The 24,252-nt window shown below is 71.3% G+C and carries 23 protein-coding genes; 15 read left to right on the top strand and 8 right to left on the bottom strand.

What is annotated here, in order from left to right:
- Position 1: 1 nt before the first annotated feature.
- A complete protein-coding gene (locus ACFYRY_RS19805; protein ID WP_389146890.1) occupies positions 2 to 658 on the top strand; it encodes a trimeric intracellular cation channel family protein in 657 nt (218 codons plus the stop codon).
- Here ACFYRY_RS19805 and ACFYRY_RS19800 read toward each other — a convergent pair.
- Positions 567 to 1,796, bottom strand: coding sequence for an alpha/beta hydrolase (locus ACFYRY_RS19800; RefSeq protein ID WP_389146887.1), 1,230 nt, complete (start codon positions 1,794 to 1,796; stop codon positions 567 to 569). The genes ACFYRY_RS19805 and ACFYRY_RS19800 overlap by 92 nt on opposite strands.
- A 146-nt stretch (positions 1,797 to 1,942) precedes the next feature.
- Between ACFYRY_RS19800 and ACFYRY_RS19795 the strand changes: the two genes are divergently transcribed.
- On the top strand, positions 1,943 to 2,794 hold the full coding sequence (locus ACFYRY_RS19795; RefSeq protein WP_389146884.1) for a thioesterase family protein: 852 nt from the start codon (positions 1,943 to 1,945) through the stop codon (positions 2,792 to 2,794).
- Positions 2,795 to 2,912: 118 nt separating this feature from the next.
- On the opposite strand, the gene ACFYRY_RS19790 is transcribed toward ACFYRY_RS19795, so the two are convergent.
- On the bottom strand, positions 2,913 to 3,539 hold the full coding sequence (locus ACFYRY_RS19790; protein WP_389146881.1) for a TetR family transcriptional regulator: 627 nt from the start codon (positions 3,537 to 3,539) through the stop codon (positions 2,913 to 2,915).
- Between the two features lie 120 nt (positions 3,540 to 3,659).
- Here ACFYRY_RS19790 and ACFYRY_RS19785 point away from each other — a divergent pair, with 120 nt between their 5' ends.
- The 3 genes from ACFYRY_RS19785 (at position 3,660) to ACFYRY_RS19775 (ending at position 5,420) form a co-directional block, all read left to right on the top strand.
- On the top strand, positions 3,660 to 3,827 hold the full coding sequence (locus ACFYRY_RS19785; protein WP_389146878.1) for a hypothetical protein: 168 nt from the start codon (positions 3,660 to 3,662) through the stop codon (positions 3,825 to 3,827).
- Positions 3,828 to 3,897: 70 nt separating this feature from the next.
- Positions 3,898 to 4,176: a DUF4190 domain-containing protein gene (locus ACFYRY_RS19780; protein WP_356771591.1), complete on the top strand. Its 279-nt coding sequence runs from the start codon at positions 3,898 to 3,900 to the stop codon at positions 4,174 to 4,176.
- Between the two features lie 80 nt (positions 4,177 to 4,256).
- Positions 4,257 to 5,420, top strand: coding sequence for a cysteine desulfurase family protein (locus tag ACFYRY_RS19775; protein WP_389146874.1), 1,164 nt, complete (start codon positions 4,257 to 4,259; stop codon positions 5,418 to 5,420).
- A 244-nt stretch (positions 5,421 to 5,664) separates the two neighbouring features.
- Here the strand turns inward: ACFYRY_RS19775 and ACFYRY_RS19770 are convergent, their stop codons facing one another.
- Entirely contained in the window at positions 5,665 to 6,333 is a 669-nt protein-coding gene (locus tag ACFYRY_RS19770) for an N-acetylmuramoyl-L-alanine amidase (RefSeq protein ID WP_389146871.1), read from the bottom strand.
- A 60-nt stretch (positions 6,334 to 6,393) separates the two neighbouring features.
- Between ACFYRY_RS19770 and mnmA the strand changes: the two genes are divergently transcribed.
- On the top strand, positions 6,394 to 7,524 hold the full coding sequence (gene mnmA, locus ACFYRY_RS19765; RefSeq protein WP_389146868.1) for a tRNA 2-thiouridine(34) synthase MnmA: 1,131 nt from the start codon (positions 6,394 to 6,396) through the stop codon (positions 7,522 to 7,524).
- Here mnmA and ACFYRY_RS19760 read toward each other — a convergent pair.
- The 5 genes from ACFYRY_RS19760 to ACFYRY_RS19740 all read right to left on the bottom strand — a co-directional run bounded on the left by ACFYRY_RS19760 (position 7,521) and on the right by ACFYRY_RS19740 (position 13,238).
- Positions 7,521 to 9,290, bottom strand: a complete 1,770-nt coding sequence (locus ACFYRY_RS19760) for a glycosyltransferase family 39 protein (RefSeq protein ID WP_389146865.1) — start codon at positions 9,288 to 9,290, stop codon at positions 7,521 to 7,523. The genes mnmA and ACFYRY_RS19760 overlap by 4 nt on opposite strands.
- 11 nt (positions 9,291 to 9,301) lie before the next feature.
- Positions 9,302 to 10,306: a glycoside hydrolase family 26 protein gene (locus ACFYRY_RS19755; RefSeq protein ID WP_389146862.1), complete on the bottom strand. Its 1,005-nt coding sequence runs from the start codon at positions 10,304 to 10,306 to the stop codon at positions 9,302 to 9,304.
- Positions 10,303 to 11,925 (bottom strand): glycosyltransferase family 2 protein, encoded by a 1,623-nt coding sequence (locus ACFYRY_RS19750; protein WP_389146860.1) that lies wholly within the window; start codon positions 11,923 to 11,925, stop codon positions 10,303 to 10,305. The genes ACFYRY_RS19755 and ACFYRY_RS19750 overlap by 4 nt, the downstream gene beginning before the upstream one ends.
- Before the next feature lie 139 nt (positions 11,926 to 12,064).
- Positions 12,065 to 12,841, bottom strand: a complete 777-nt coding sequence (locus ACFYRY_RS19745) for an alpha/beta fold hydrolase (RefSeq protein WP_389146857.1) — start codon at positions 12,839 to 12,841, stop codon at positions 12,065 to 12,067.
- 58 nt (positions 12,842 to 12,899) lie between these two features.
- The gene (locus tag ACFYRY_RS19740; RefSeq protein WP_389146855.1) at positions 12,900 to 13,238 is read right to left on the bottom strand and encodes a DUF427 domain-containing protein; all 339 of its coding nucleotides are present in this window, start codon (positions 13,236 to 13,238) and stop codon (positions 12,900 to 12,902) included.
- A gap of 50 nt (positions 13,239 to 13,288) precedes the next feature.
- On the opposite strand from ACFYRY_RS19740, the gene ACFYRY_RS19735 reads away from it, so the two are divergent.
- The 9 genes from ACFYRY_RS19735 to gatB all read left to right on the top strand — a co-directional run bounded on the left by ACFYRY_RS19735 (position 13,289) and on the right by gatB (position 24,221).
- On the top strand, positions 13,289 to 13,828 hold the full coding sequence (locus tag ACFYRY_RS19735; RefSeq protein WP_389146852.1) for a TIGR00730 family Rossman fold protein: 540 nt from the start codon (positions 13,289 to 13,291) through the stop codon (positions 13,826 to 13,828).
- Positions 13,829 to 13,882: 54 nt separating this feature from the next.
- The gene (locus ACFYRY_RS19730; RefSeq protein ID WP_389146849.1) at positions 13,883 to 14,572 is read left to right on the top strand and encodes an SDR family oxidoreductase; all 690 of its coding nucleotides are present in this window, start codon (positions 13,883 to 13,885) and stop codon (positions 14,570 to 14,572) included.
- Between the two features lie 49 nt (positions 14,573 to 14,621).
- The gene (locus ACFYRY_RS19725; protein WP_389146846.1) at positions 14,622 to 15,623 is read left to right on the top strand and encodes a methionine synthase; all 1,002 of its coding nucleotides are present in this window, start codon (positions 14,622 to 14,624) and stop codon (positions 15,621 to 15,623) included.
- A 15-nt stretch (positions 15,624 to 15,638) separates the two neighbouring features.
- Positions 15,639 to 17,831 (top strand): NAD-dependent DNA ligase LigA, encoded by a 2,193-nt coding sequence (gene ligA / locus ACFYRY_RS19720; RefSeq protein ID WP_389146844.1) that lies wholly within the window; start codon positions 15,639 to 15,641, stop codon positions 17,829 to 17,831.
- Between the two features lie 281 nt (positions 17,832 to 18,112).
- Positions 18,113 to 20,368 (top strand): putative bifunctional diguanylate cyclase/phosphodiesterase, encoded by a 2,256-nt coding sequence (locus tag ACFYRY_RS19715; RefSeq protein ID WP_389146841.1) that lies wholly within the window; start codon positions 18,113 to 18,115, stop codon positions 20,366 to 20,368.
- Positions 20,369 to 20,650: 282 nt separating this feature from the next.
- Complete coding sequence (gene gatC, locus ACFYRY_RS19710; RefSeq protein ID WP_018531282.1) at positions 20,651 to 20,947, top strand: Asp-tRNA(Asn)/Glu-tRNA(Gln) amidotransferase subunit GatC; 297 nt, start codon at positions 20,651 to 20,653, stop codon at positions 20,945 to 20,947.
- Positions 20,948 to 20,952: 5 nt separating this feature from the next.
- Positions 20,953 to 22,455 (top strand): Asp-tRNA(Asn)/Glu-tRNA(Gln) amidotransferase subunit GatA, encoded by a 1,503-nt coding sequence (gatA, locus tag ACFYRY_RS19705; RefSeq protein ID WP_389146838.1) that lies wholly within the window; start codon positions 20,953 to 20,955, stop codon positions 22,453 to 22,455.
- Positions 22,452 to 22,691: a hypothetical protein gene (locus ACFYRY_RS19700; protein ID WP_345665057.1), complete on the top strand. Its 240-nt coding sequence runs from the start codon at positions 22,452 to 22,454 to the stop codon at positions 22,689 to 22,691. Before gatA ends, ACFYRY_RS19700 begins: the two co-directional genes overlap by 4 nt.
- A 15-nt stretch (positions 22,692 to 22,706) precedes the next feature.
- On the top strand, positions 22,707 to 24,221 hold the full coding sequence (gatB, locus tag ACFYRY_RS19695; RefSeq protein WP_389146835.1) for an Asp-tRNA(Asn)/Glu-tRNA(Gln) amidotransferase subunit GatB: 1,515 nt from the start codon (positions 22,707 to 22,709) through the stop codon (positions 24,219 to 24,221).
- Positions 24,222 to 24,252 lie beyond the last annotated feature (31 nt).

Genomic DNA, 24,252 nt, shown 5'->3' with positions numbered 1-24,252 from the left:
GGTGCTTCAGCAACTGTTCAGCCCCTCCGTCCAGCACACGTTGGACGTCGTCGGCATCTTCGTGTTCGCCATATCCGGCGCACTGCTGGCCGTCCGCAAGAACTTCGACGTCTTCGGCATAGCCGTCCTCGCCGAGGTCACCGCGCTGGGCGGAGGGCTGTTCCGTGACCTGGTCATCGGAGCCGTGCCGCCCGCCGCCTTCACCGACCTCGGCTACTTCATCACCCCGCTGTTCGCCGCCCTCCTGGTCTTCTTCCTGCACCCGCACGTGGAACGCATCCAGGGGGCGGTCAACGTCTTCGACGCGGCCGGCCTCGGCCTGTTCTGCGTCGCCGGCACCACCAAGGCGTACGAGTACGGACTCGGCCTCACCTCGTCGGTGGCCCTGGGTCTGGCCACCGCGGTCGGCGGCGGTGTCCTGCGGGACGTACTGGCCAACGAGGTGCCGTCGCTGCTGCGCTGGGACCGCGACCTGTACGCGGTCCCGGCGATCGTCGGCGCCACGATGGTGGTGCTGTGCATCCGCTATTCCGCCCTCACCCCGCTCACCAGCGGGTTCGCCGCCCTCACTGCCTTCGTGCTGCGGTTGCTCGCGATGCGGTTCCACTGGCGAGCTCCGCGTGCCTGGCACCGGCGGTCGACGGTGCGTGAGGAGTGACGTTCAGCGCGATGCGGCTCTGCCCCATCTCCTCGGTCAGCCAGCGGAACGTCGGGACCATTTGCGGCCGCCACAGTGCCATGGTGTGACCGCCCGCGCTCTTCGGGATGTAGACCACGTGCACGGTCGTCGGAGCCTTCGCGATCTGTTCGAGGGCCACGGCTGCCTCGTAGCCGTCGTGCGGCTGGCCGGAGAGGTAGAGAGCGATCTGCGGCGGGGTGCGGGCCCCCTTCAGCAGCAGATAGGGGTTGTTCGCGTCCCGCAGGGCGGGGTTCTGCGCGGTCAGCGAGTTGCGTTCGCCGATCGGGTCGTTGTAGCCGGACATGCTGACCGCGGCCCGGTAGCGGTCGGGGTGGGCGACGGCGAGCTTCGTCGCGCAGTGCGCGCCCGCCGAGTACCCGGCGACCCCCCAGCCCGCCGGAGCGCGGTCGGCGCGGAAGTTGTCCATGACCATCTTCGGCACGTCGAGACTGAGCCAGCTGTCGGCGTTCACCGTGCCCGCGATGTTGGCGCAGCCGGTGTCGACCCCGGCCAGCAGGTTGGTGCGCGGCGCGACCAGGATGAACGGCGCGACCTGGCCGCTGCGCATCAGCGGCAGCAACTGCTCGTGCACGTGGAGGGACTGGAACCAGGCCTTCGCCGAGCCCGGATAGCCGGGCAGCAGTTCCACCACCGGGAACCTGCGGTGACGGTAGGCGGCCTCGTGGTACTGCGGCGGCAGCCAGACGTAGACCTCGGCGTTCACGCCCGACACCCGGCCCTTGAGCTGGGTGACCCGCACGCCGCCCGCCGCCCGCATGCCGGGTCCGCCGGCCTCCTTGAACGTCTGCCGGACCCGGGGCAACCGGTGCAGCGCGATGCCGCCCGTGCCGTCCGCCCCGAGATCAGCGGCCTGCTGGACGTGGTCGCCCGTGCCGAGCAGGTCACCCCAGTTGTCGTAGAGGCTGTTCTGGTTGTTGACCAGAACGAAGACCAGGGCGATCGCCGTGCCCTGGGCGAACAGCAGCATCAGCACCCGAGCCGCGGCACGCACGGCCCTGGGGCCCCGCAGCCGTGACCACAGCACGAGCGGCAGCACGACCGCGGCGACGGCCAGGGCGATCAGGGTGTAGAGGAAGGAAGTCCCGGTGAGGCTCATGCCCCTACAGACGGGGAAGCCGGGGCCATGGGTTTATAGACGAGTGCGGACACTTACCGAGATATTGCCGAAACCTCACATGAGGAACGACCCGCGCCGGTACGTAAAAGCTACCGCTTAGTAATTTGCTGTTGTACCGTTCAGGCATGCCAGAAGCAGCTACCGCGCGCGCCCTCATCGGCGACAGCGAGTTCGACCGTGACACCGCGCTCACCCCGCGCGAGCCGGGGGTCTACGACATCGACCTCTCCGCCGGCTGGACGATCATCAACGCCGTCAACGGCGGCTATCTGCTGGCCGTCATGGGCCGCGCGCTCGCGCACGCCCTGCCGCACGACGACCCGTTCACGATCTCGGCGCACTACCTGACCGCCTCCCGGCCGGGCCCGGCAGTCGTCCGTACGGACGTCGTCCGCACCGGCCGCACCCTCTCGACCGGCCAGGCCTCCCTCTTCCAGTACGACGACCAGGGCCGCGAGGTCGAACGCATCCGCGTCCTCGCCTCCTACGGCGACCTGGACTCCCTCCCCGAGGACGTCCGGACGACCGCCGAGCCGCCCGCGATCCCGCCCGTCGAGCAGTGCTTCGGCCCCGAGGACGGGCCCGCCCCGCTGGACGGCAGCTCGGCCATCGCCGACCGGCTGATGCTCAAGCTCGACCCGTCGACGCTGGGCTGGGCGCTCGGCGCGCCCTCCGGCAAGGGGGAGATGCGGGCCTGGTTCGGGCTCGCCGACGGTCGCGACGCCGACCCCCTCTCCCTGCTGCTCGCGGTCGACGCGCTGCCGCCGACCGCCTTCGAGATCGGCCTGTCCGGCTGGGTGCCCACGGTCGAGCTGACGGTCCACGTCCGCTCCCGTCCGGCGCCCGGGCCGCTGCGGGTGTCGATCACCACGCGCAACCTGGCCGGCGGCTTCCTGGAGGAGGACGCCGAGGTCTGGGACAGCGCGGACCGGCTGGTGGCGCAGTCGCGGCAGCTGGCGCGGGTCAGGCTCGGCTGACGGTGAACTTGGCGGGTGCCGGGGCGAGTTCCCCGGCCCGCTGAACGTGGCCGGGCCTGTGGCCCGGCGGTGATGACGTAGCGCCCGGGCGCGCCCCCGGCGCCCCTTCCGGGCCCCCTCAGTCCAGCCAGTGCCGGCGGCCGATGCTGATGAGCCGCATCTGGCGCTCCGCCACCTGCGCCACCCGCTCCCGCTCCTCCTCCGAGGACTCCTGGGCGTCCAGGAAGAGCGAGGCTGTGATCAGCATCTGGTCGACATAGAGGTTGGCGAGCATCAGCAGGTCGTCGTCGTCCCAGTCGGCGGACTCGGGGTCCTTGGCCAGCTCGTCCCTCACCTCCTGGCCGAACCGTGACAGTTGGTCCCGTATGGCCTGCCGGACCGGCTGGACCCCGCCGCATCGTTCGCGGGCGATGAACCGGACGTGCGCGGGGTACACGGCCACGTGGTCGGCGATCAGCTCGACGGCGCGCTTGATGCGCAGGTCGCGGTCGTCCGCGGTGGACACCGTCGTCCGGATCATCGGGTGCAGGCTGCCCAGCGCCTCCTCCACGAGTGCCACGCCGAGATCCGCGATGGAGCGGAAGTGCCGGTAGAAGGCGGTCGGTGCGACGCCGACGGCGCGCGTGACCTCGCGCAGCCCGAGGCTGCTCAGGCTCTGTTCCTCCAGCAGGGCCAGCGCAGCGTCCAGGAGGGCCTGGCGGGTCTTCTGCTTCTGGACCTGTCGGATGCCGAGAGTGTGACTCATGCCATGCAGTTAACAACTGTTCTCTGGAATTGGAAAGCCATGAGGGGCGTTAGGCTGGGAAGTCAGTGAACAACTGTAACTACAAGCGTTCACCCAACCGAAACAGAAGGGATCCCCGCCATGCTGTTCCTCGTCGCCGCGCTCCTGCTGCTCGGCGTGGTCATGGGCACCGTCGCGCACGCGCCGCTGTCCTTCACCCTCGTGGCCGCCGCCGTCATCGCCGCCTGGCTCGGCATCTTCGCGATCCGTGAGCGCCACGGCCGCCGTCGCGGCACCTCCGCGCACTGACGCGAACCGACCGGCCGCTCGCCCCCCCCACGCCCCGCTCGCCCACTCGTCCTCAAGGAGCTGACCCGTCATGCAACTCACCGCACCGGCCACCGCCACCACCACGCGCCGCACCGGCGCCCGCGACGCCAACGGCATGGCCGTCGCGTCCTTCATCCTCGGCCTTCTCGGGCTGCTGGTCCTCAACCTCTTCCTCGGCCCGATCGCCATCGTGCTGGCGTCGGTGGCCCTGTGGCGCGGCACGACCCGCAAGGGCCGCGCGTACCTGGGGCTGGGACTGGGCGTCGCGGACCTGCTGGTCCTCGTCACCTTCATGCAGATGGACAACACCGTGTCCTGGAGCTTCTGACTCCGCGACCTCGGCCGGCCGAGGAGACTGTCCGGCTGCCCCGAGGCCGCCCGCGGGCGCCCCGTAGAATCGTGGCCACCATGGCATACCTCGACCACGCCGCGACCACCCCGATGCTCCCTGAAGCGGTCGAGGCACTCACCGCGCACCTGGGTACCACCGGCAACGCCTCCTCCCTGCACGCGTCCGGCCGTCGCGCGCGGCGATCCGTCGAGGAGGCCCGAGAAGCCCTCGCGGAAGCGCTCGGCGCCCGCCCCAGCGAGATCGTGTTCACCTCCGGCGGCACCGAGGCCGACAACCTCGCGGTCAAGGGCCTGTACTGGTCCCGCCGAGACGCCGACCCGGCCCGCACCCGGGTCCTCGCCAGCCCCGTGGAACACCACGCCGTCCTGGACGCCGTCCACTGGCTCGGCGAACACGAGGGCGCCACGATCGAGTACCTCCCGGTCGACCCGCACGGCAGGGTCCACCCCGAGGCGCTGCGCGAAGCCATCGCCCGCAACCCCGACGACGTGGCCCTCGCCACCGTCATGTGGGCCAACAACGAGATCGGCACGATCCTGCCGGTCCGTGAACTCGCCGCCACCGCGGCCGAGTTCGGCGTCCCCCTGCACTCCGACGCCGTGCAGGCCTTCGGCCAGACCCCCCTCGACTTCGCCGGCTCCGGCCTCGCCGCGATGACGGTGTCGGGCCACAAGATCGGCGGCCCCTACGGCATCGGCGCCCTGGTCCTCGGCCGCGAGCACACCCCCGTCCCCGTCCTGCACGGCGGCGGCCAGGAGCGACACGTCCGCTCCGGCACCCTCGACGTGCCCGCGATCGCCTCCTTCGCGGTGGCCGGCCGGCTCGCCGCCGAGCATCGCGAGTGGTTCGCCCGGGAGATCGGCGCCCTGCGCGACAGCCTGATCGAGGCGGTCCGTACGGCGGTCCCGGACGCGATCCTCGGCGGCGACCCCGTCGACCGTCTCCCGGCCAACGCCCACTTCACCTTCCCGGGCTGCGAGGGCGACTCGCTGCTGCTCCTGCTGGACGCCCAGGGCATCGAGTGCTCCACCGGCTCCGCCTGCACCGCGGGCGTCGCCCAGCCCAGCCACGTCCTCCTCGCCACCGGCACCGATCCCGACCTGGCCCGCGGCACCCTGCGCTTCTCCCTCGGCCACACCTCCACGGAGGCCGACGTGGAAGCGGTCGCCAAGGTGATCGGCCCGGTGGTGGAACGGGCACGGTCGGCGGGGCTGACCTAGGGCCTGTCGTTTGGATCAGGCCGCAGACGCGGGGTCTGGCACGCACATCTGCCGCGTTGTCGTCGGTTGCCGACGCTCCGCGTCGACGCCCTCCTCCGCCTTGCAGCTGCACGCGCCAGACCCCGCTCACCGGCATCGACCAGCACCGTCAGTTTCCTGCGGCCTGATCCAAACGACAGGCCCTAGGACCTGGGGCCGGACCTGTCGCCGGCCCCACGTGATCGATACACCTGGGCGCGCACGCTCACGCCACCGCCGTACGGGCCTGCCGGACGAGCTTCATGTACCGGTCCCAGTCCCAGTGCTTCCCGGGGTCGGTGTGGTCCGTCCCCGGCACCTCCACATGGCCGATGATGTGCTCACGGTCCACGGGTATGTCGTAGCGCGCGCAGATCCGGGCGGTGAGCCGCGCCGAGGCCTCGTACATCTCGTCCGTGAAGTCCTCGGGCCGGTCCACGAACCCCTCGTGCTCGATGCCGACACTGCGTTCGTTGTAGGCGCGGTTGCCCGCGTGGTACGCCACGTCCAGCTCGCGGATCATCTGGGTGACGTGGCCGTCCTTACGGACGATGTAGTGCGCGGCCGCGCCGTGCGCCGGGTCCTCGAACGCCTTCACCGCGCTGGCGAAGCTGCCCTGGGTGACATGGACGACCACCATGTCTATGCCGTAGTCGGCGGGGCGGTCCGCGCGCCGCCAGTTCGCCTCGGACGCCGCCACCCACCTGGCGCCCGCGTAGTCGACCTCGCCCTCCTTGCGCGGCTTCTCCACGCCGGGCGCCCGCCACCACAGGCGCGTCAGCTCGTCACGGGCCAGCACAGCCGTGCCCGCCGCGGCCACCGCACCGCCGATCAGCAGGGCACGCCGACCGATGCGCCGGTCGGCGTCCTTCTCGTTGGCTCGTCTCGCCCCCATGTGATCGTGAACGGATACTCGTCGGCCCTGGTTCCCGCGCCCCCGTACCCTGGAGGGGTTATGACTGACACCACGCAGCCCACCCGTCCGCTCCGCGTCCTCGCCGCCATGTCGGGCGGGGTCGACTCCGCCGTCGCCGCCGCCCGCGCCGCCGAGGCCGGGCACGATGTGACCGGCGTCCATCTCGCGCTCTCCGCGAACCCGCAGTCGTTCCGCACGGGCGCGCGTGGCTGTTGCACCATCGAGGACTCCCGCGACGCCCGCCGCGCCGCCGACGTGATCGGCATCCCCTTCTACGTGTGGGACCTCGCCGACCGCTTCCGCGAGGACGTCGTCGAGGACTTCGTCGCCGAGTACGAGGCCGGCCGCACCCCCAACCCCTGCCTGCGCTGCAACGAGAAGATCAAGTTCGCCGCGCTGCTCGACAAGGCCCTCGCCCTCGGTTTCGACGCGGTCTGCACCGGCCACTACGCGCAGGTGATCGTGCGCGACGACGGCACCCGCGAACTGCACCGCGCCTCCGACATGGCGAAGGACCAGTCGTACGTCCTCGGCGTGCTGGACGACCGGCAGCTCGCCCACGCGATGTTCCCGCTCGGCGACACCGTCACCACGAAGGACGAGATCCGCGCGGAAGCCGAACGCCGTGGCCTCGCCGTCGCCAAGAAGCCCGACTCGCACGACATCTGCTTCATCGCCGACGGCGACACCCAGGGCTTCCTCGCCAAGCGCCTCGGCAAGGCGGAAGGCGACATCATCGACGAGTCGGGCGCCAGGCTCGGCACGCACGAGGGCGCGTACGGCTACACCATCGGCCAGCGCAAGGGCCTCAGGATCGGCACCCCGGCCCCCGACGGCAAGCCGCGCTACGTCCTCGACATCTCCCCGGTGGACAACACGGTGACGGTGGGCCCGGCGGCCGCGCTCGACGTGACCGCACTGACGGCCATCAAGCCACGCTGGTGCGGGACCGCACCCGTCGGCCCGGGCACCTACACCGCCCAGCTGCGCGCCCACGGCGGCGAGACGGAGGTGGCGGCGGAGCTCGTCGACGGCGAACTCCAGGTGCGCTTCACCGAGCCCGTCCGCGGCGTCGCCCCCGGCCAGGCGATCGTCCTCTACGACGACACGCGGGTGGTGGGCTCGGCGACGATCGCGACGACCACACGCGCCGCTTCGGCCATCGCCTAGGACCCCCCGCCCTGCGGCGCCCACAGCTCGAACCGGCTGGTGCCCCAGGTCGTCGCGTAGGGGACCGTGCCGATGAGGCGGTAGCCGGTGGAGTGGACCAGGGCGTCGCGGACGGGGACGCTGTCGCCGGTCGGGTTGCCGCGGTCGAGCACGATGAGCGTGAAGTGCCGCTCGGCCACGGCGGCCCGGAAGCCGGCCGCTCCGGTCAGGTGGCGTCCGGTGCGGGTCGTGTAGTCGATCGTGTAGGTGGAGTTCCACTGGCGGTACGAGGTGGTCCGCCCCAGCTCGTAGACCGGCACCTCGTAGGTGTCGGCCAGGTAGCGGCCGTGCGCGTTGACGTACGGGCGCAGGGCGGACACCAGAGCGCTGGAGTCGGGCCACGCGTGGTAGTTGGCGTACGCCTGCGACATGCCGCTGGAGAGCAGCAGCACGCCCAGGAAGATCGCCCACTGCGGGTACTTGAAGTGCGGGCCCATCAGGCGGGTGAGGCCGACCCCGGCGAGCGGCGCGGCGAAGAACAGCCCGTAGCCGATGTGCTTGTGCAGCGAGACCTCGGTGTGCAGGTGCAGCTGGTAGGCGGGCGCGAGCAGTGCCGTGCCGACCAGCACCAGCCCGAGTGCGGACCGCCAGCGGGCCCCCGGCAGCGACCCGCGCCAGCCGGGCATCTCGCTCATGCGGCCGCTGCGGACGTACGAGACCGTCCCCAGGCAGGCCACGGCGACGGCCAGGCCGCCCCAGCGGGCGCAGTCGCGCAGGATCTGCCAGGCGGGCGTGGTGCCCGAGGCGCGGGCCGTGGTGGTGGACTGGATCGCCGACAGGTACCCGGAGGTGTACAGCCCCGCGCCCAGCAGCGCGGCGGTGGCCACGGCCAGCAGCACGCCACGCGCCAACGCCCGCGGCAGACCGCGCCGTTGGTAGGCGGTCAGCACACCGAGCAGCACGAGGGTGGGCACATACAGGGCGGAGGCGTACTTGACCGCCACGGCGAGCGCGGCGACCGGCGCGGCGAGCAGGGTCAGCAGCGGGTGCGAACCCGCGGTGCGTACGACGATCCAGGCGGCCAGGGCCAGCAGGAACAGGGCGAGGGCGTCGTACGTGGCGAAGTTGCCCATGAACGCCGTGGACTGGGCGATGGCGAACACGCCGGCCGCGCACAGTCCCGCGCGCTCGTTGAACAGCCGGCGCGTCATCGCGTACAGCAGGGACGTGCAGCCCAGCATGCAGGCGAGGCTCAGCGCGCGGGCCCCGGCCAGCCCGAACACGGAGTCGGCGGCGGCCGCCAGGACGGGGTAGAGGACGGGCGCGCCGGAGAAGTAGCTCTCGAAGCCGCCGTAGAGCTTCGTGCCGTGCAGCAGGTGGCCGAGTTCGGCGTGACCGGCGAACAGGTAGAGGGCCTCGTCCTCGAAGGCCGTGTTCTGCAGGCGCAGCGACAGCGCGGTCTGCACCAGCAGCAGGCCGAGCAGGACGAGCCGGCTGACCCACATCCGGCGGGAGCTCGCGGCGGCGGACCAGCCGGAGTCGGGGACGGGGCGCAGCGTATAGCCCGAGGACGTCGGCTGGAGCACCCGCAGCTGCATCGTTTCCGCGAGCCGGGTCAGGGCTTTCGGACGTACCACGGGCAGCTGCATGGTGGCGTAGGGTGCCTTGCCGAACCAGCTCTCCTCGGGCGCGTGCGGATGGAACTCGAAGCCGGGATCCGGATCCGGCTCCGGTTCGGGCATGTCGACCGGTGGCTCGTGGGGAGTCGTGGTGGTCTTCTGCTCCATCTTCGGCCCCTCTACGGTTCTTGGACGTCGAAGCCGAAGGAGTCGCCGGCCGCGGCCTCGCGGAACGCGGCGAGCGACAACGGGCCGCTGTCGATGCGCCAGTCGGCCTCCTTCTTGAGGTTGAACCAGACCAGGCCCAGCACGTCGTCCCGGGCGCCGACGCCCTTGAACAGGTCGGCGATCTCGCCGGGCTTGCGCTCCCCGGCCTCGACGCCGGTCTCCGCGACGATGAACGGCTTGCGGCTGAAGCGGCGGATCTCGGTCATGGTGGGCCCGAACAGGGTGCGGAAGGAGGTCGGGCCGGTGAGGGCGTAGTAGCCGACGACACCGATCCAGTCCACGTAGGCGTCGCCCGGGTAGTACGGCTCCAGCCGGACGTCCGGCACCGGGTTGATCACGTTCGGGCTCCACACCCAGATGACGTCGGCGGCGCCCTCGTCCGTGAACAGGTCGTGGATGTGCCGCCACGCGCGCGCGAAGTCGGCGGCCTTGGTCCTGCGGCTGCCCCAGGGGTACCAGCCGCCGTTCATCTCGTGCCCGAAGCTCAGCGCGAGAGGCCGGTTGTAGTCGCGTACGGCGTCGGCGAACTCCCGGATGTACGCGTCGTCCTGGCCGGCGGCGATCTGTGCGGCCGTACGGGAGAAGGGTTCCCAGACCAGGAAGGGCAGTTGGCCGTTGTCCCACACGGCACGGTTGACCTCGGACTGGAACGGGTCGCCCCATTTCGCGTAGTACTCACGCAGGTCGGGCCGCTTCCCCGCCTTCTTGGCGAACGCGGTCACGGGCGCGGTCGCGCGGGGTGAGCCGTTGACGGCGACGCCGAGGTATTTGTGGTCCGGCTTCAGCAGCGGGCGTATGTCATACGGCGGTTCGGTGCCCTGGGTCTGCTGCTGCGCCTTGGCCGCCGCGGCCGGTGAGATCCGCGGGGCGGGCGGCGCGCAGGCGCCGACGGTGGCGGCCAGCAGACAGCCGGCGAGGGCCAGCAGCAGGCGGCGCGGGCGGCCAGGGGCGCTCATCCCGCGGCCGCCTCGGCGCGCGGCTGGATGAGGGCGCGGGCGACCGCGACACCGTAGAACAGGCCGGAGGCAAGCATCAGGTCGTAGTCGGACGGGCTGAGCGAGGTGCTCATGCGCCACACCGCCACCGCGATCCAGGCCACGGCCGACACCCCGCTCCAGCCCCACAGGCCGATCCACAGGCGGCGCGTCTTGCTGCCCTTGGCCCCGCCCGCTCCGGTCGGCGTCCAGCCCATCGGGCGGCGGCGCAGGGTGTCCCAGATGGCGAAGGCGTGCGCCCAGCCGTACAGGATGCGGGTGGCCCAGGCCTCCAGGCGGTAGGGATTGCGGTGCCAGATCGGGTAGACGACGGTCAGGTAGATGACGCTGGGCAGCACCAGGCCGATGTTCGCGAGCTTCAGCTGCCCGGGTGCCGCCAGCATGATCGTCAGGGCGATGAGCGGACCGCTGAAGGTCAGCAGTCCGGTCTCGATGTAGTAGAAGAATCCGGACAAGTAGCAGAGCCGGCTGACGAAGCGCATCCTGGTGTGCCAGAAGTCCCCGCTGCCCAGCATCGCGAGCGAGGCCATGCACCAGCGGTACTGCTGGCTGTAGAAGGCGCCCACGGTGTCCGGGCACACCCCGGTGGACAGCGCGAGCGGCACGTACGTCAGGTCCCAGCCGCGGGCCCGCAGCTCGAAGCCGGTGTACATGTCCTCGGAGTGCTCGACCAGGCTGGTGCCGCCGATCTCCGCCAGCGCGCCGCGCCGGTAGACCGCGCAGGAGCCGACACAGATCGAGCCGTCGCTCTTCTGCCGGGAGACCTGGACGCTGCGGTAGAACAGCTCCTGCACGGCCGCCGCCCCGCGCTCGATCCAGTTCTGCTGGTCCAGGACCCGGAAGAACTGCGGCGACTGCACGATCCCGGTGCGCGGTTCGTCCATGTACGGCAGCAGCTCGTGCAGCAGGTCCGCGCGTGGTGCGAAGTCGGCGTCGAGGATGAGGATGAACTCGCCCGAGGAGCGCTCGAAGCCGTGGCGCAGGTTGCCCGCCTTCTTCATCCAGCCGCGGTCGGGGCGCACCAGGTACCGGAATCCGAAGTCGGCGGCCATCGAGGCGATCTCCGCGTCGTCGGAGTCGTCCAGCACGAGGGGGGTGACCTTCCCCGGGTAGCGCCCGGCCAGGGTGCGCACATGGAGCCAGGTGTTGTGCAGGACCTCGATGGGCTCGCCGCACACCGGCAGGAAGACGTCGACGTCCGGGTACCGCTCCGGTTGCCACGCCCTGATCAGGCGGCGGTGCCCGCGCAGGTCGAAGCTCGGGGTGAAGGAGTCCAGCCGGAGCGAGATCAGATAGCTCACCACGGACAGCAGCAGGAGCGGCACGTACGCCCAGATCCACACGCTGGTCTCCGCCGCCCGCACCTGGCTGACCACCAGGCACACGAACCCGACGGCGGACGACAGGGTCAGCACCCAGACGTGCCGCCGGACGTACGAGACCTTCTCCCGGTCGTCGGGCGGGGCCGGCAGCAGCCCCGGATACGCGTGGCCGGAAACAGCCTTGCGGGAGTCGGCCCGGCGGCGACGCGGCGGGACCGCCGGTCTACCGCCGTCGGGCAGGGTGTGCGCGGTGTTCATGGGGCGTGCTCTCCACAAGCGAGCCGGAATGCCGAGGGACAAAGGCTCGCCGCCGGAGGCGCGAGTTGCTTGTGAAGCTTATGTGACTATTGTGCCGCTGTGGGTTTCGGGTTCTCCAAGTCTTGGTCAGGGAGCGCGGCTACGAGAGGAACTCCGCCAGCACCGGCGCGAGAGCCTGCGGATCCACCATGTGGGTCTGCCCCTCCAGCACCCGGTACGTGCCCTCGGGTGCCGCCTCTGCGACCGTCCGGGCGGCCTCGCGCAGCCACTCCGGGCTCGCGCCGCCCGCGGCGGACAGCACCGGGACGGTGAGCGACGCCAGCAGTTCCCGGGGTACCAGGCCGTCGCCCATCACGGTGTTGTCGTGGGCGAGGCTCGGGGCGACGGCCTCCATGCCGGACCACATGGGGGACTGGCGGGCGCCCTGGATCATCTCCTCGGCCAGGCCGGTCAGCCTCAGGAACAGCTCCACCGCGTCCCCGCGCCGCCCCTGGGCGAGCGCCTCCTCCAGGCGCTCGGTGTACTCGGCGCGCTCCTTGGCGCCGCCCTCGTACACGGCGTACGGCACCTCGTACACGGCCACCCGGCGCACCGGCAGCCCGCTCGCCGCGGCGTGCAGCACCAGCGCGCCGCCGGACGAGACGCCGTACAGAGCCGCCTCGCCGCCCAGCAGATCGATCAGCGCGGCCAGGTCCTCGACCTCACGGTCCACCGAGTACGGGGCCTTGTCGCCGCTCTCACCGCGGCCCCGCCGGTCGTAGACGACGACGTCGAAGCGGTCCGACAGGGCGGCGGCCAGCGGGCGCATCGTGCCGCCCGTCGACATCGCGCCGCTCACCAGGACGACCGCCGGGCCCTGTCCGGTGCGTTCGTACGCGACGGGCGTGCCGTCGGGAGAAAGGGTCTTCTTGTCCATGTCTCAGAAGACTGCCCCACGGCAACGGATTAATCGGTCACCACACCGCTACTCCCCTTTACTCCACTTCTTCCACTTCGTAGAAGCAGAGGTGGTCCTTGATGCCGGCCACGTCCGGCTTCGGGTCGGGGTAGGCCCACACCAGGTCCGCCGCGTCCGGCAGCGACCAGTAGGAGGCGGTGCCCTTGAACGGGCAGTACGTGTGGGTGTCGGAGGGGGTCAGCAGGTCGAGCCGTACGTCCTCGGGCGGGAGGTAGTACCGCACCGGACAGCCCGTCTCCCGCAGGAGAAGGGGCCGTTCGCTCTCCGCCAGCACCTGGTCGCCGTGGACGACCCGTACCCGCCGCGTGCCCTGCTCGATGGTGATCGTGTGTCCTGTCACATGTGCGTCGGCCATACCGGAACAGCGCTCACGGGCCCGTGGTTCTTCCCGGTTACGGTGGCCGTATGCGAATCTGCGTCTTCCTCTCAGCCGCCGACCTCGACGACCGCTACACCCGCCCCGCGCGGGAGTTCGCCAGCCTGCTGGGCAAGGGCGGCCACACGCTGGTGTGGGGCGGCTCGGACGTCGGCCTCATGAAGGTGGTCGCCGACGGTGTGCAGGAGGCGGGCGGTCGGCTGGTCGGGGTCTCCGTGCAGTTCCTGGCGGCCAAGGCCCGCCCGGGCGTCGACGAGATGGTGGTCGCGCGGGACCTCGCCGAGCGCAAGAAGCTGCTCGTGGAGAAGGCCGACGCCGTGGTGATCATGGTGGGCGGCACCGGCACCCTCGACGAGGCCACCGAGATCCTGGAGCTGAAGAAGCACGGGCACACCGACAAGCCGGTGGTCCTCCTCAACACCGCGGGCTTCTACGACGGCCTCAAGGAGCAGTTCCGCCGCATGGAGGACGAGGGGTTCCTGCCGCGGCCGCTGACCGACCTGGTGTTCTTCGCCGAGGAGCCGGTGGGGGCGCTGGCGTACCTGGAGGAGAGTCACGGCATCGAGTGAGTGGGTGGTGAGGTGGGTGCGGTGCCCGGCCGGGGTGATGCGAGCATGGCGGGCATGGCGACACATGTGATCACCGGGGCCGGATCCGGCATCGGCGCGGCCGTGGCCCGTCGGCTGCACGCACGCGGGGACGACCTCGTGCTGCACGCGCGGGACGCGAGCCGCGCGAAGGAACTGGCGGCGGAGTTTCCCGGGGCCAGGACGCTGGTCGGCGATCTCGCGGACCCCGACAAGCTGTCCTGGGCCTTCTCCCACCAGACGCTCCCGGACCGGGTGGACTCCCTCCTGCACATCGCGGGCGTCGTCGACCTCGGACCGGTCGGCGAACTGACCCCGAAGTCGTGGCGCCATCAGCTGAACGTCAACCTGGTCGCGCCCGCCGAGCTGACCCGCCACTTCCTGCCCCAACTGCGCGCGGCGCAGGGCCACGTGCTGTTCGTGAACTCGGGCGCGGGCCTGCGGGCGAGCGCCGAGTGGTCCGCGTACGCCGCCTCCAAGCACGGACTGAAGGCGCTCGCCGACTCGCTCCGCAACGAGGAGCACGACAACGGCGTCCGCGTCACCACGGTCTACCCCGGCCGCACCGCCGGCCCCATGCAGGTCAAGGTCCACCAGCAGGAGGGCAAGGAGTACGACCCCGCACGGTGGATCGACCCCGAGTCGGTCGCGACGACGATCCTGCTCGCCCTCGACCTGCCGAGGGACGCGGAGATCAACGACCTCACGGTGCGCCCGGGCCGATGAGGGCGGCTTCGCGGGCGGGAGCACACCGAGCCCTACGTAGGCTTCACCCGTGAACGCACACTTCAGCTTCGGCCCCGCCACCGGTATCGGCTCCATGCCCGGCGGTGACGCCCGCGAGGCCGCCAAGACCGTCACCGGGTCCTTCGAGGACTTCCCGTTCCTCGCCGAGCTGCCCGCCCGGGGGCCGGGCGCCGACATGATCGGCCGGACCGCCGGACTGCTCGTCGAGCTCTACGCGCGCGTGGAGCCCAGCGGCTGGCGGATCGGCGACCGCCCGGGACGGGACACCAGACGGGCCCGGTCCTGGCTGGGTGAGGACCTGGACGCGCTGGAGGAGTTCACCCAGGGATACCAGGGCCCGCTGAAGGTCCAGGCGGTCGGGCCCTGGACCCTGGCCGCCGCCCTCGAGCTGCGCAACGGCGAGGTCGCCCTCTCCGACGCCGGCGCCTGCCGCGACCTCACCGCCTCCCTCGCCGAAGGGCTGCGCCTGCATCTGGAGGAGGTCCGGCGCCGGATCCCCGGTGCCCAGGTCGTCCTCCAGCTCGACGAGCCGTCCCTGGTCGCCGCACTGCGCGGCCACGTGAAGTCCGCCAGCGGCTACCGCACCCACCGTGCCGTGGACCGGCAGGTGGTCGAGGCCGCGCTCCGGGACGTCGTCGGGGTGCACGGCGACGGGCCGGTCGTGGTGCACTCGTGCGCGCCGGACGTGCCGTTCGCCCTGCTGCGCCGGGCGGGCGCGGACGCGATCTCCTTCGACTTCTCGCTTCTCACCGAGCGTGACGACGACGCGATCGGTGAGGCGGTGGAGGCGGGTACCCGGCTCTTCGCCGGCGTCGTGCCGGGCACGGACGGCCCATTGTCAGACCCTGCCGGTAGCGTCATGGGTGTCAGAACGCTGTGGCGCAGGCTGGGGCTGCATCCGGGACTTCTCACGGAGGCGGTCACGGTGACTCCGGCGTGCGGTCTCGCGGGGGCTTCCCCCGGGTACGCACGCGAGGCCCTCGCCCACTGCGTCCGGGCGGCGAGATCCCTCGCGGACAACCCAGAGTAACGGGAGGACAACACGGTGGCCGGCGAAAAGCAAGCGGAGACGACGGTGCCCACCAAGGCACGGGAGAAGCACGCGCAACTCGCTGAGCAGATCGAGGAGCACCGCTTCCGGTACTACGTGAAGGACGCTCCCGTCATCAGCGACGCGGAGTTCGACCAGCTCCTGCGCGCCCTGGAGGCCCTGGAGGAGGAGTATCCCGAGCTGCGTACCCCGGACTCGCCGACCCAGAAGGTGTCCGTCGAGTACGAGACCGACCTCGCCGAGGTCGAGCACCGCGAACGCATGCTCTCCCTCGACAACGTCTTCGACGACCAGGGCCTCGCCGCCTGGGCCGACCGCGTCGCCAAGGACGTCGGCACCCCCGGCTACCACCTGCTGTGCGAGCTCAAGGTCGACGGCCTCGCGGTGAACCTGACGTACGAGGACGGCAGGCTCACCCGGGCCGCCACCCGCGGCACCGGCCGGATCGGCGAGGACATCACGCCCAACGTCATGACCATCGCGGAGATCCCGCACCGGCTGAAGGGCGACCGGGTCCCGCGGCTGGTGGAGATCCGCGGTGAGGTCTACTTCCCGATGGAGGCCTTCCAGGACCTCAACGCCCGCCGGGTGGCGGCCGGTGAGAAGCCCTACGCCAACCCGCGCAACTCCGCCTCGGGTTCGCTGCGCCAGAAGGACCCCAAGGTCACCGCGACCCTGCCGCTGCACATGGTGGTCCACGGCATCGGCGCGCTGGAGGGCTTCGACGGCATGACCCGGCTCTCCCAGGCCTACGACCTGCTGAAGACCTGGGGCCTGCCGACCTCCCCGCACAACAGGGTGGTCGACGACCTCGACGGCGTACGGGAGTTCATCGCGTACTACGGCGAGAACCGTCACTCCGTGGCGCACGAGATCGACGGCGTGGTGGTCAAGCTCGACGAGATCCCGCTCCAGGGCCGCCTCGGCTCCACCTCGCGCGCCCCGCGCTGGGCGATCGCGTACAAGTACGCGCCCGAGGAGGTCAACACCAAGCTCATCAACATCCGTGTGGGTGTGGGGCGTACGGGCCGGGTCACGCCGTACGCCCAGGTCGAGCCGGTCACGGTGGCCGGTTCGGAGGTGGAGTTCGCCACGCTGCACAACCAGGACGTCGTCAAGGCCAAGGGCGTGCTGATCGGCGACACCGTGGTGCTGCGCAAGGCCGGTGACGTCATCCCGGAGATCCTCGGCCCGGTGGTCGACCTGCGTGACGGCGGCGAGCGCGAGTTCGTGATGCCGAGCGAGTGCCCCGAGTGCGGTACGGCGCTCAGGCCGATGAAGGAGGGCGACGTGGACCTGCGCTGCCCGAACGCCCGCGGTTGCCCCGCCCAGTTGCGCGAACGTCTGTTCTATCTCGCCGGGCGCAAGTCGCTGGACATCGAGCACTTCGGCTATGTCGCCGCCGCGGCCCTCACCCAGCCGCTGGAGCCGGCCGAGCCGCCGCTCACCGACGAGGGCGACCTGTTCGACCTCACCATCGAGCGGCTGCTGCCCATCAAGGCGTACGTCCTCGACCAGGACAGCGGGCTGCCCAAGCGTGACCCGAAGACCGGCGAGGAGAAGGTCGTCACGGTCTTCGCGAACCAGGAGGGCAACGCGAAGAAGAACGCGCTGGCGATGCTGGAGAACATCGCGGCCGCCAAGGAGCGCCCGCTCGCCCGCGTCCTCACCGGCCTGTCGATCCGTCACGTGGGCCCGGTCGCCGCCGAGGCGCTGGCCCGCGAGTTCCGCTCCATCGAGCGGATCGACCAGGCGACCGAGGAGGAGCTGAAGAACACGGACGGTGTCGGCCCCATCGTCGCCGCCGCCGTCAAGGAGTGGTTCGCCGAGGACTGGCACCGCGAGATCATCCGAAAGTGGCAGGCCGCGGGCGTCCGCATGGAGGCGCAGAGCTCCGGCGAGGACGAGGGGCCGCGTCCGCTCGCCGGGCTCACCGTCGTCGTGACCGGCACGCTCGACCACTTCACGCGGGACGGCGCCAAGGAGGCGTTGCAGAGCCGTGGCGCGAAAGTGACCGGTTCCGTTTCGAAGAAGACGTCCTTCGTCGTTGTGGGTGACAACCCAGGGTCGAAGCACGACAAGGCGATGCAGCTGAAGGTTCCGGTTCTGAACGAGGACGGGTTCCGAGTCCTGCTGGAATCGGGCCCCGAGGCGGCTGCCGAAGTGGCCCTTCCCACAGAGGAGTAGCCCCGAGCGGCGGTTGAAGGCCACCCGATCGGCGCATACCAGATGCATACGGGTGGCCGGGGCGCATTCGGGCAACCGTCGGCGACCGCTGCCCGTGGAAGCCTTCCGCGGCCTACTGTTGAGATGTGCGCCCGCCGTGCCCAGCTGCGGTGGGGGCATCCCTTTGCTCCTGAAGAACCTTCAGGAGCAGCGGGGAGGCTGACCAACGCGGCGCCGTCGAAGGGTGTTGTCGGGCATCGGGCCGCGTGGCGCGGGCACCGCCGGCTGTGAGAGGGACGGGAATGGAACCGAGCGAGAGCGCCGCCCCGGACTCACGGCTGCGCCTGCGCCGGATGGTCGGCGCGTGGCGGGAGAGCCGGTGGACCGGGCTGACCGCGGAACGTCCGGGCGGCGAGGGGCAGGCCGCCGGACAGTACCCGGCCGGACCCTACACGGCGGCCGACGGTCCAGGCGCCCTGCCACACACCACCGGACGCACACCGGGACTGCCGGGCGAGGAACCGGACCGGCACCCGACCTGGCCCACCCTTCCCGCCACGATCGTCGCGACGGCCGGACTCGTGCTGGGCGCCGGCTTCTACCGCGCCTTCACCGGCGGCCACGCGCTCTTCCCTTCCGGCACCGTCGGCTGGTCCCTGGCCCTGCTGACCGGCGTCATCGTCGGCCATCTGGTCGCGCTCGGCCGCGCCCGCTGGTGGGGCGGCACCGGCTCCGGCGCCGCCCTCACCCTCGCGGTCCTGCTGCTGTACGGCTGGGTGTCGGCCGGCCTGGTCAGCCTGACCGTCGTCCTGCTGGTCGGCGTGGCCCGCCGGCACCGCTGGCGACAGGGCGTCCTGCTCGGCGCGGTGGACATCCTCGGCATCGGCGCCGGCGCCCTGCTGCTCGGCACGTTCGGCCGGGTGCCGTCCGTCGAGCGGCCCTGGAACTCCGACACCTGGACCTTCTACACCGCCCCCCAGGTGGTGCTGGTCGCCGTCGCCTATCTCGCGGTCACCCGCATCCTGAGCTGGTACCTCCACGCCCCGCGCCCCGGCGGTCTGCCCACCGTCGCGCGCACCGCCCTGGTCAGGCAGGGCCTGGTAGCGGTCGCGCTGCTCGGCATCGCGCCCCTGCTCTGCGTGGTCGCCACCGCCGAGCCCATCCTGCTGCCGCTGTTCGCCATCCCCCTCATCGCCCTCGACTCCACCCTCTGGATGGCCCGGGCCCGGGCCGAGGAGCAGCTGCGCGATCCGCTGACCGGGCTGCCCAACCGGCAGTGGCTGCTGGAACGCATCTGGACGGCCCTGGACGACGCCGAACGCATCGGCGCCCGCTCCGCCCTGATGCTCATCGACCTGGACCGCTTCCGGTCGGTCAACGACACGTTGGGCCACCTCGCCGGTGACCGGCTGCTGCTGCAGATCGCCGACCGGCTCCGGCTGGCGCTGCCCCGGGGAGCGGAGGCCGCGCGGCTCGGCGGCGACGAGTTCGCCGTCTTACTGCCGGTCGCCGACTCCACCACCTCCGCGACCCGGGTCGCCCGCGGCCTGGTGGCCGCCCTCAGCTCCCCGCTCGACCTCGACGGCCTCACCCTGGTGCTGGAGGCCAGCGCCGGAGTCGCCGTCTTCCCCGACCACGCCGACGACGCCGAGGGACTGCTGCGCCGGGCGGACGTGGCGATGTACCAGGCCAAGCGGGACCGCACGGGCGTCGAGGTCTACGAGTCCAAGCGGGACTCCAACACGCCGGACCGGCTCGGACTCCTCGGTGATCTGCGCCGGGCGCTGGACGCGCACGAGGTCCAGCTGCACTACCAGCCCAAGGTCCGCTTCGACGGACAGGTGGCCGGGCTCGAAGCCCTGGTCCGCTGGGTGCACCCGGAGCGGGGCAAGGTCCCGCCGGACGAGTTCATCGCCATCGCCGAGTCGTCCGGGCTGATGCCCTATCTCACCGAGTACGTCCTGGACACGGCCCTCGCCCAGGTCGCGCGCTGGCGGTCCCAGGGGCTGTTCGTCCCGGTGGCGGTCAACGTCTCCCCGCGCGATGTCCACACCCCCGGGTTCGCGGGCTCGGTGGCCGCCCGGCTGGCCCGTCACGGGGTCCCCGCGGGAGCGCTCCAACTGGAGATAACCGAGCATGTCCTCCTGGAGGACCCGCAGCGCGCCGCCGACACCCTCGCCGGGCTGACCGGGCACGGCGTGAAGATGTCCCTGGACGACTTCGGCACCGGCTACTCCTCGCTGGTGCACCTGCGCCGGCTTCCGGTCAGCGAGCTGAAGATCGACCGTTCCTTCGTGGCCCGCCTCGCCGTCGACAACGAGGACGCGGAGATCGTGCGCTGCACGGTCGACCTCGCGCACTCCCTGGGGCTCCTGGTGGTGGCCGAGGGCGTCGAGGACGACGAGACCTGGGAGCGTCTGCGCGATCTGGGCTGTGACGCCGTACAGGGCTGGCTGGTCGCGGCGGCGATGCCGCCCGAGGAGACGACGGCGTGGCTGCTGGCGCGGGGGTCGCGGGGCTGGCAGCGACCGCGTGCCGCGCTGCCGGCCGCCGAGTGACCGCGGGCAACACCCTCACAGCGACCGGTTCCGGCGGACTGCGGCCGGGCGGCGGCAGCGCGGAGGAGTGAGCGGCGCGGCCCCACCGTGCGGGGCACGGCCCCCCACCGTGCGGGGGGAACGGCCCCCCGTGCGGCGGCGCGGCCGAACCGTACGGGGGGTGCGGCCGAACCGCCCGGCGGTGCGGGCAAACCGTGCAAGGGGAAACCGTTTAACAGGCACGGGCCGCCGCCCCATAGGATTGGCCCCAAACCACACTCACTCACCCCAGAGGATCGCTGCATGCCTGGCATCACGCGCGAGGAGGTCGCCCACCTCGCCCGGCTGGCGCGTCTGGAGCTGAAGCCCGAAGAGCTCGACCACTTCGCGGGACAGCTGGACGACATCATCGGCGCGGTCGCCCGCGTCAGTGAGGTCGCCGACCAAGACGTACCGCCGACCTCGCACCCGCTCCCGCTGACGAACGTCATGCGGGCGGACGAGGTCCGTCCGTCGCTCACCCCCGAGCAGGCGCTCTCCGGCGCCCCGGCCCAGGAGCAGCAGCGTTTCAAGGTGCCGCAGATCCTGGGGGAGGACTAACCGCCATGACGGACAACGTCACCATCATCAAGCTCACCGCCGCCGAGACCGCCGCGAAGATCGCTTCCGGCGAGCTCACGGCCGTCGAGGTCACCGAGGCGCACCTGGCGCGCATCGAGGCCGTCGACGAGAAGGTGCACGCCTTCCTGCACGTCGACCGTGACGGCGCTCTCGCGCAGGCCCGTGCCGTCGACGAGAAGCGGGCCCGGGGGGAGAAGCTCGGCCCCCTGGCCGGCGTCCCGCTCGCGCTCAAGGACATCTTCACCACCGAGGGCGTCCCGACGACCGTCGGTTCGAAGATGCTCGAGGGCTGGATCCCGCCGTACGACGCCACCGTCACCAAGCGGCTCAAGGCCGCCGACGTGGTCATCCTCGGCAAGACCAACATGGACGAGTTCGCCATGGGGTCCAGCACCGAGAACAGCGCGTACGGGCCCACCGGCAACCCCTGGGACCTCACCAAGATCCCCGGCGGCTCCGGTGGCGGTTCCTCCGCCGCGCTCGCCTCCTTCCAGGCCCCCCTCGCCATCGGGACCGACACCGGCGGTTCCATCCGCCAGCCGGCCGCCGTCACCGGCACGGTCGGCGTGAAGCCGACCTACGGGGCGGTCTCCCGGTACGGCATGGTGGCCTTCTCGTCCTCCCTCGACCAGGGCGGGCCCTGCGCCCGTACGGTCCTGGACGCGGCCCTCCTGCACGAGGTCATCGCCGGACACGACCCGCTCGACTCCACCTCCGTCGACGCCCCGGTCCCGCCGGTCGTCGAGGCCGCCCGGAACGGCAGCGTCGAGGGCATGCGGGTCGGTGTCGTGAAGCAGTTCCGCGGCGAGGGCTACCAGGCCGGCGTCGTCCAGCGCTTCGACGAGTCCGTCGCCCTCCTCAAGGAGCTGGGCGCTCAGATCGTCGAGCTGGACTGCCCGTCCTTCGACCTCGGCCTGTCGGCGTACTACCTGATCGCGCCCTCCGAGTGTTCGTCCAACCTCGCCCGTTTCGACGGGCTGCGCTACGGCCTGCGTACCGGCGACGACGGCACCCACTCGGCCGAACAGGTCACCTCCCTCACCCGTGAGGCGGGCTTCGGCCCCGAGGTCAAGCGCCGCATCATGCTCGGCACCTACGCCCTGTCGAGCGGCTACTACGACGCGTACTACGGCAGTGCCCAGAAGGTCCGCACCCTCATCACCCGGGACTTCGAGAAGGCGTTCGAGCAGGTGGATGTCATCGTCTCGCCGACGACGCCGACCACCGCCTTCCCGATCGGCGAGCGTGCCGACGACCCGATGGCGATGTACCTCGCCGACCTGTGCACCATCCCGACCAACCTGGCGGGCAACGCGGCCATGTCGCTGCCCTGCGGTCTCGCGCCGGAGGACAACCTCCCGGTCGGGTTGCAGATCATCGCCCCCGCGCTGCAGGACGACCGGCTCTACAAGGTCGGAGCCGCTGTCGAGGCCGCCTTCGTGGAAAGGTGGGGGCACCCGCTGATCGAGGAGGCTCCGTCGCTGTGAGCGCACTGACCAAGGCCAAGGGCTTCAAGAAGTCCAAGTCCGGCACGTACCTGTCCATGGCCGGGACCGCGTTCGGCGCGTTGGGCGTGGCCAAGCGCCTCAAGAAGGCCCGCGCCGAGAAGGACACGCTGGTCCTGATCGACGCCACCGTGTCCGCCGTCGCCATCGTCACCGGCCTCGCCATCCTCTACCGCGAGCTGAAGCGGCTGGGCGACGACGACGTCCTGCTGGGCTGAGAGGGAACTGTCACCGTGACCACCACGACCGACCTGGTGTCGTACGAGGACGCGCTGGCGTCGTACGACCCCGTCATGGGCCTTGAGGTCCATGTCGAACTCGGCACCAAGACCAAGATGTTCTGCGGGTGTTCCACCGAGCTGGGCGCCGAGCCCAACTCGCAGACCTGCCCGACCTGCCTCGGCATGCCGGGCGCGCTGCCGGTCGTCAACGCGATCGGTATCGAGTCCGCGATCAGGATCGGCCTCGCGCTGAACTGCGAGATCGCCGAGTGGTGCCGCTTCGCCCGGAAGAACTACTTCTATCCGGACATGCCGAAGAACTTCCAGACCTCCCAGTACGACGAGCCGATCGCCTTCAACGGCTACCTCGACGTCCAGCTGGAGGACGGCGAGACCTTCCGGGTGCAGATCGAGCGCGCCCACATGGAGGAGGACACCGGCAAGTCCATGCACGTCGGCGGCGCGACCGGTCGTATCCACGGCGCCTCGCACTCGCTGCTCGACTACAACCGGGCCGGCATCCCGCTCATCGAGATCGTCACCAAGCCGATCGAAGGCGCGGGTGAGCGCGCTCCCGAGGTGGCGCGTGCGTACGTCCGTGAGCTGCGCGAGGTCATCAAGGCGCTCGGCGTCTCCGAGGCCCGGATGGAGATGGGCCAGATGCGCTGCGACGTGAACCTGTCGCTGCGCCCGCACGGCCGCGAGAAGTTCGGCACGCGCTCCGAGACGAAGAACGTGAACTCGCTGCGGTCCGTGGAGCGCGCGGCCCGCTTCGAGATCCAGCGGCACGCGGCCGTGCTGAACGGCGGCGGCACGATCATCCAGGAGACCCGGCACTTCCACGAGGACACGGGGTCCACGACCTCGGGCCGCGTGAAGGAGGAGGCCGAGGACTACCGGTACTTCCCGGAGCCGGACCTGGTACCGGTGGCCCCCTCGCGCGAGTGGGTCGAGGAGATCCGGTCGAGTCTGCCCGAGCTGCCGCTGGTCCGCCGCAACCGGCTGCGCGAGGAGTGGGGCGTCAGCGCCACCGAGATGCAGTCGATCCTCAACGCCGGCGCGCTGGACCTGATCGTCGCCACCATCGACGCCGGTGCCGACGCGGCCTCCGCCCGCAAGCGGTGGATGGGTGAACTGGCCCGCAGCGCCAACGAGTCGGGCACGTCGCTCGACGAGCTGGCGATCACGCCGGCGCAGGTCGCCCGGGTCACCGAGCTCGTCTCGAAGGGCGACCTCAACGACAAGCTGGCCCGCCAGGTCATCGAGGGCGTTCTCGCGGGCGAGGGCACCCCGGACGAGGTCGTCGACAAGCGCGGTCTGAAGGTCGTCTCCGACGAGGGCGCGCTCACCACGGCCGTCGAGGAGGCCATCGCGGGCAACCCGGGCGTCGCGGACAAGATCCGCGGCGGCAAGGTGGCCGCGGCGGGCGCCCTGGTCGGCGCGGTCATGAAGGCCACGCGCGGCCAGGCCGACGCGGCCCGGGTGAAAGAGCTGATCCTGGAGAAGCTCGGCGTCAGCGAGGGCTGAGCAACAGGCGGTGGACCCCGGGGGGACGCAT

Source organism: Streptomyces sp. NPDC005263, from assembly GCF_042872365.1.
Taxonomy (GTDB): domain Bacteria; phylum Actinomycetota; class Actinomycetes; order Streptomycetales; family Streptomycetaceae; genus Streptomyces.
The sequence above is the reverse complement of the archived record's forward strand: the minus strand, read 5'-3'. Positions and strand labels throughout refer to the sequence as shown.

What these genes read in the sequence shown, in the direction of transcription:
- ACFYRY_RS19800 (WP_389146887.1), bottom strand. Translation starts at nt 1,796, where the DNA reads ATGAGCCTCACCGGGACTTCCTTCCTCTACACCCTGATCGCCCTGGCC.
- ACFYRY_RS19795 (WP_389146884.1), top strand. Translation starts at nt 1,943, where the DNA reads ATGCCAGAAGCAGCTACCGCGCGCGCCCTCATCGGCGACAGCGAGTTC.
- ACFYRY_RS19790 (WP_389146881.1), bottom strand. Translation starts at nt 3,539, where the DNA reads ATGAGTCACACTCTCGGCATCCGACAGGTCCAGAAGCAGAAGACCCGC.
- ACFYRY_RS19785 (WP_389146878.1), top strand. Translation starts at nt 3,660, where the DNA reads ATGCTGTTCCTCGTCGCCGCGCTCCTGCTGCTCGGCGTGGTCATGGGC.
- ACFYRY_RS19780 (WP_356771591.1), top strand. Translation starts at nt 3,898, where the DNA reads ATGCAACTCACCGCACCGGCCACCGCCACCACCACGCGCCGCACCGGC.
- ACFYRY_RS19775 (WP_389146874.1), top strand. Translation starts at nt 4,257, where the DNA reads ATGGCATACCTCGACCACGCCGCGACCACCCCGATGCTCCCTGAAGCG.
- ACFYRY_RS19770 (WP_389146871.1), bottom strand. Translation starts at nt 6,333, where the DNA reads ATGGGGGCGAGACGAGCCAACGAGAAGGACGCCGACCGGCGCATCGGT.
- mnmA (WP_389146868.1), top strand. Translation starts at nt 6,394, where the DNA reads ATGACTGACACCACGCAGCCCACCCGTCCGCTCCGCGTCCTCGCCGCC.
- ACFYRY_RS19760 (WP_389146865.1), bottom strand. Translation starts at nt 9,290, where the DNA reads ATGGAGCAGAAGACCACCACGACTCCCCACGAGCCACCGGTCGACATG.
- ACFYRY_RS19755 (WP_389146862.1), bottom strand. Translation starts at nt 10,306, where the DNA reads ATGAGCGCCCCTGGCCGCCCGCGCCGCCTGCTGCTGGCCCTCGCCGGC.
- ACFYRY_RS19750 (WP_389146860.1), bottom strand. Translation starts at nt 11,925, where the DNA reads ATGAACACCGCGCACACCCTGCCCGACGGCGGTAGACCGGCGGTCCCG.
- ACFYRY_RS19745 (WP_389146857.1), bottom strand. Translation starts at nt 12,841, where the DNA reads ATGGACAAGAAGACCCTTTCTCCCGACGGCACGCCCGTCGCGTACGAA.
- ACFYRY_RS19740 (WP_389146855.1), bottom strand. Translation starts at nt 13,238, where the DNA reads ATGGCCGACGCACATGTGACAGGACACACGATCACCATCGAGCAGGGC.
- ACFYRY_RS19735 (WP_389146852.1), top strand. Translation starts at nt 13,289, where the DNA reads ATGCGAATCTGCGTCTTCCTCTCAGCCGCCGACCTCGACGACCGCTAC.
- ACFYRY_RS19730 (WP_389146849.1), top strand. Translation starts at nt 13,883, where the DNA reads ATGGCGACACATGTGATCACCGGGGCCGGATCCGGCATCGGCGCGGCC.
- ACFYRY_RS19715 (WP_389146841.1), top strand. Translation starts at nt 18,113, where the DNA reads ATGGAACCGAGCGAGAGCGCCGCCCCGGACTCACGGCTGCGCCTGCGC.
- gatC (WP_018531282.1), top strand. Translation starts at nt 20,651, where the DNA reads ATGCCTGGCATCACGCGCGAGGAGGTCGCCCACCTCGCCCGGCTGGCG.
- gatA (WP_389146838.1), top strand. Translation starts at nt 20,953, where the DNA reads ATGACGGACAACGTCACCATCATCAAGCTCACCGCCGCCGAGACCGCC.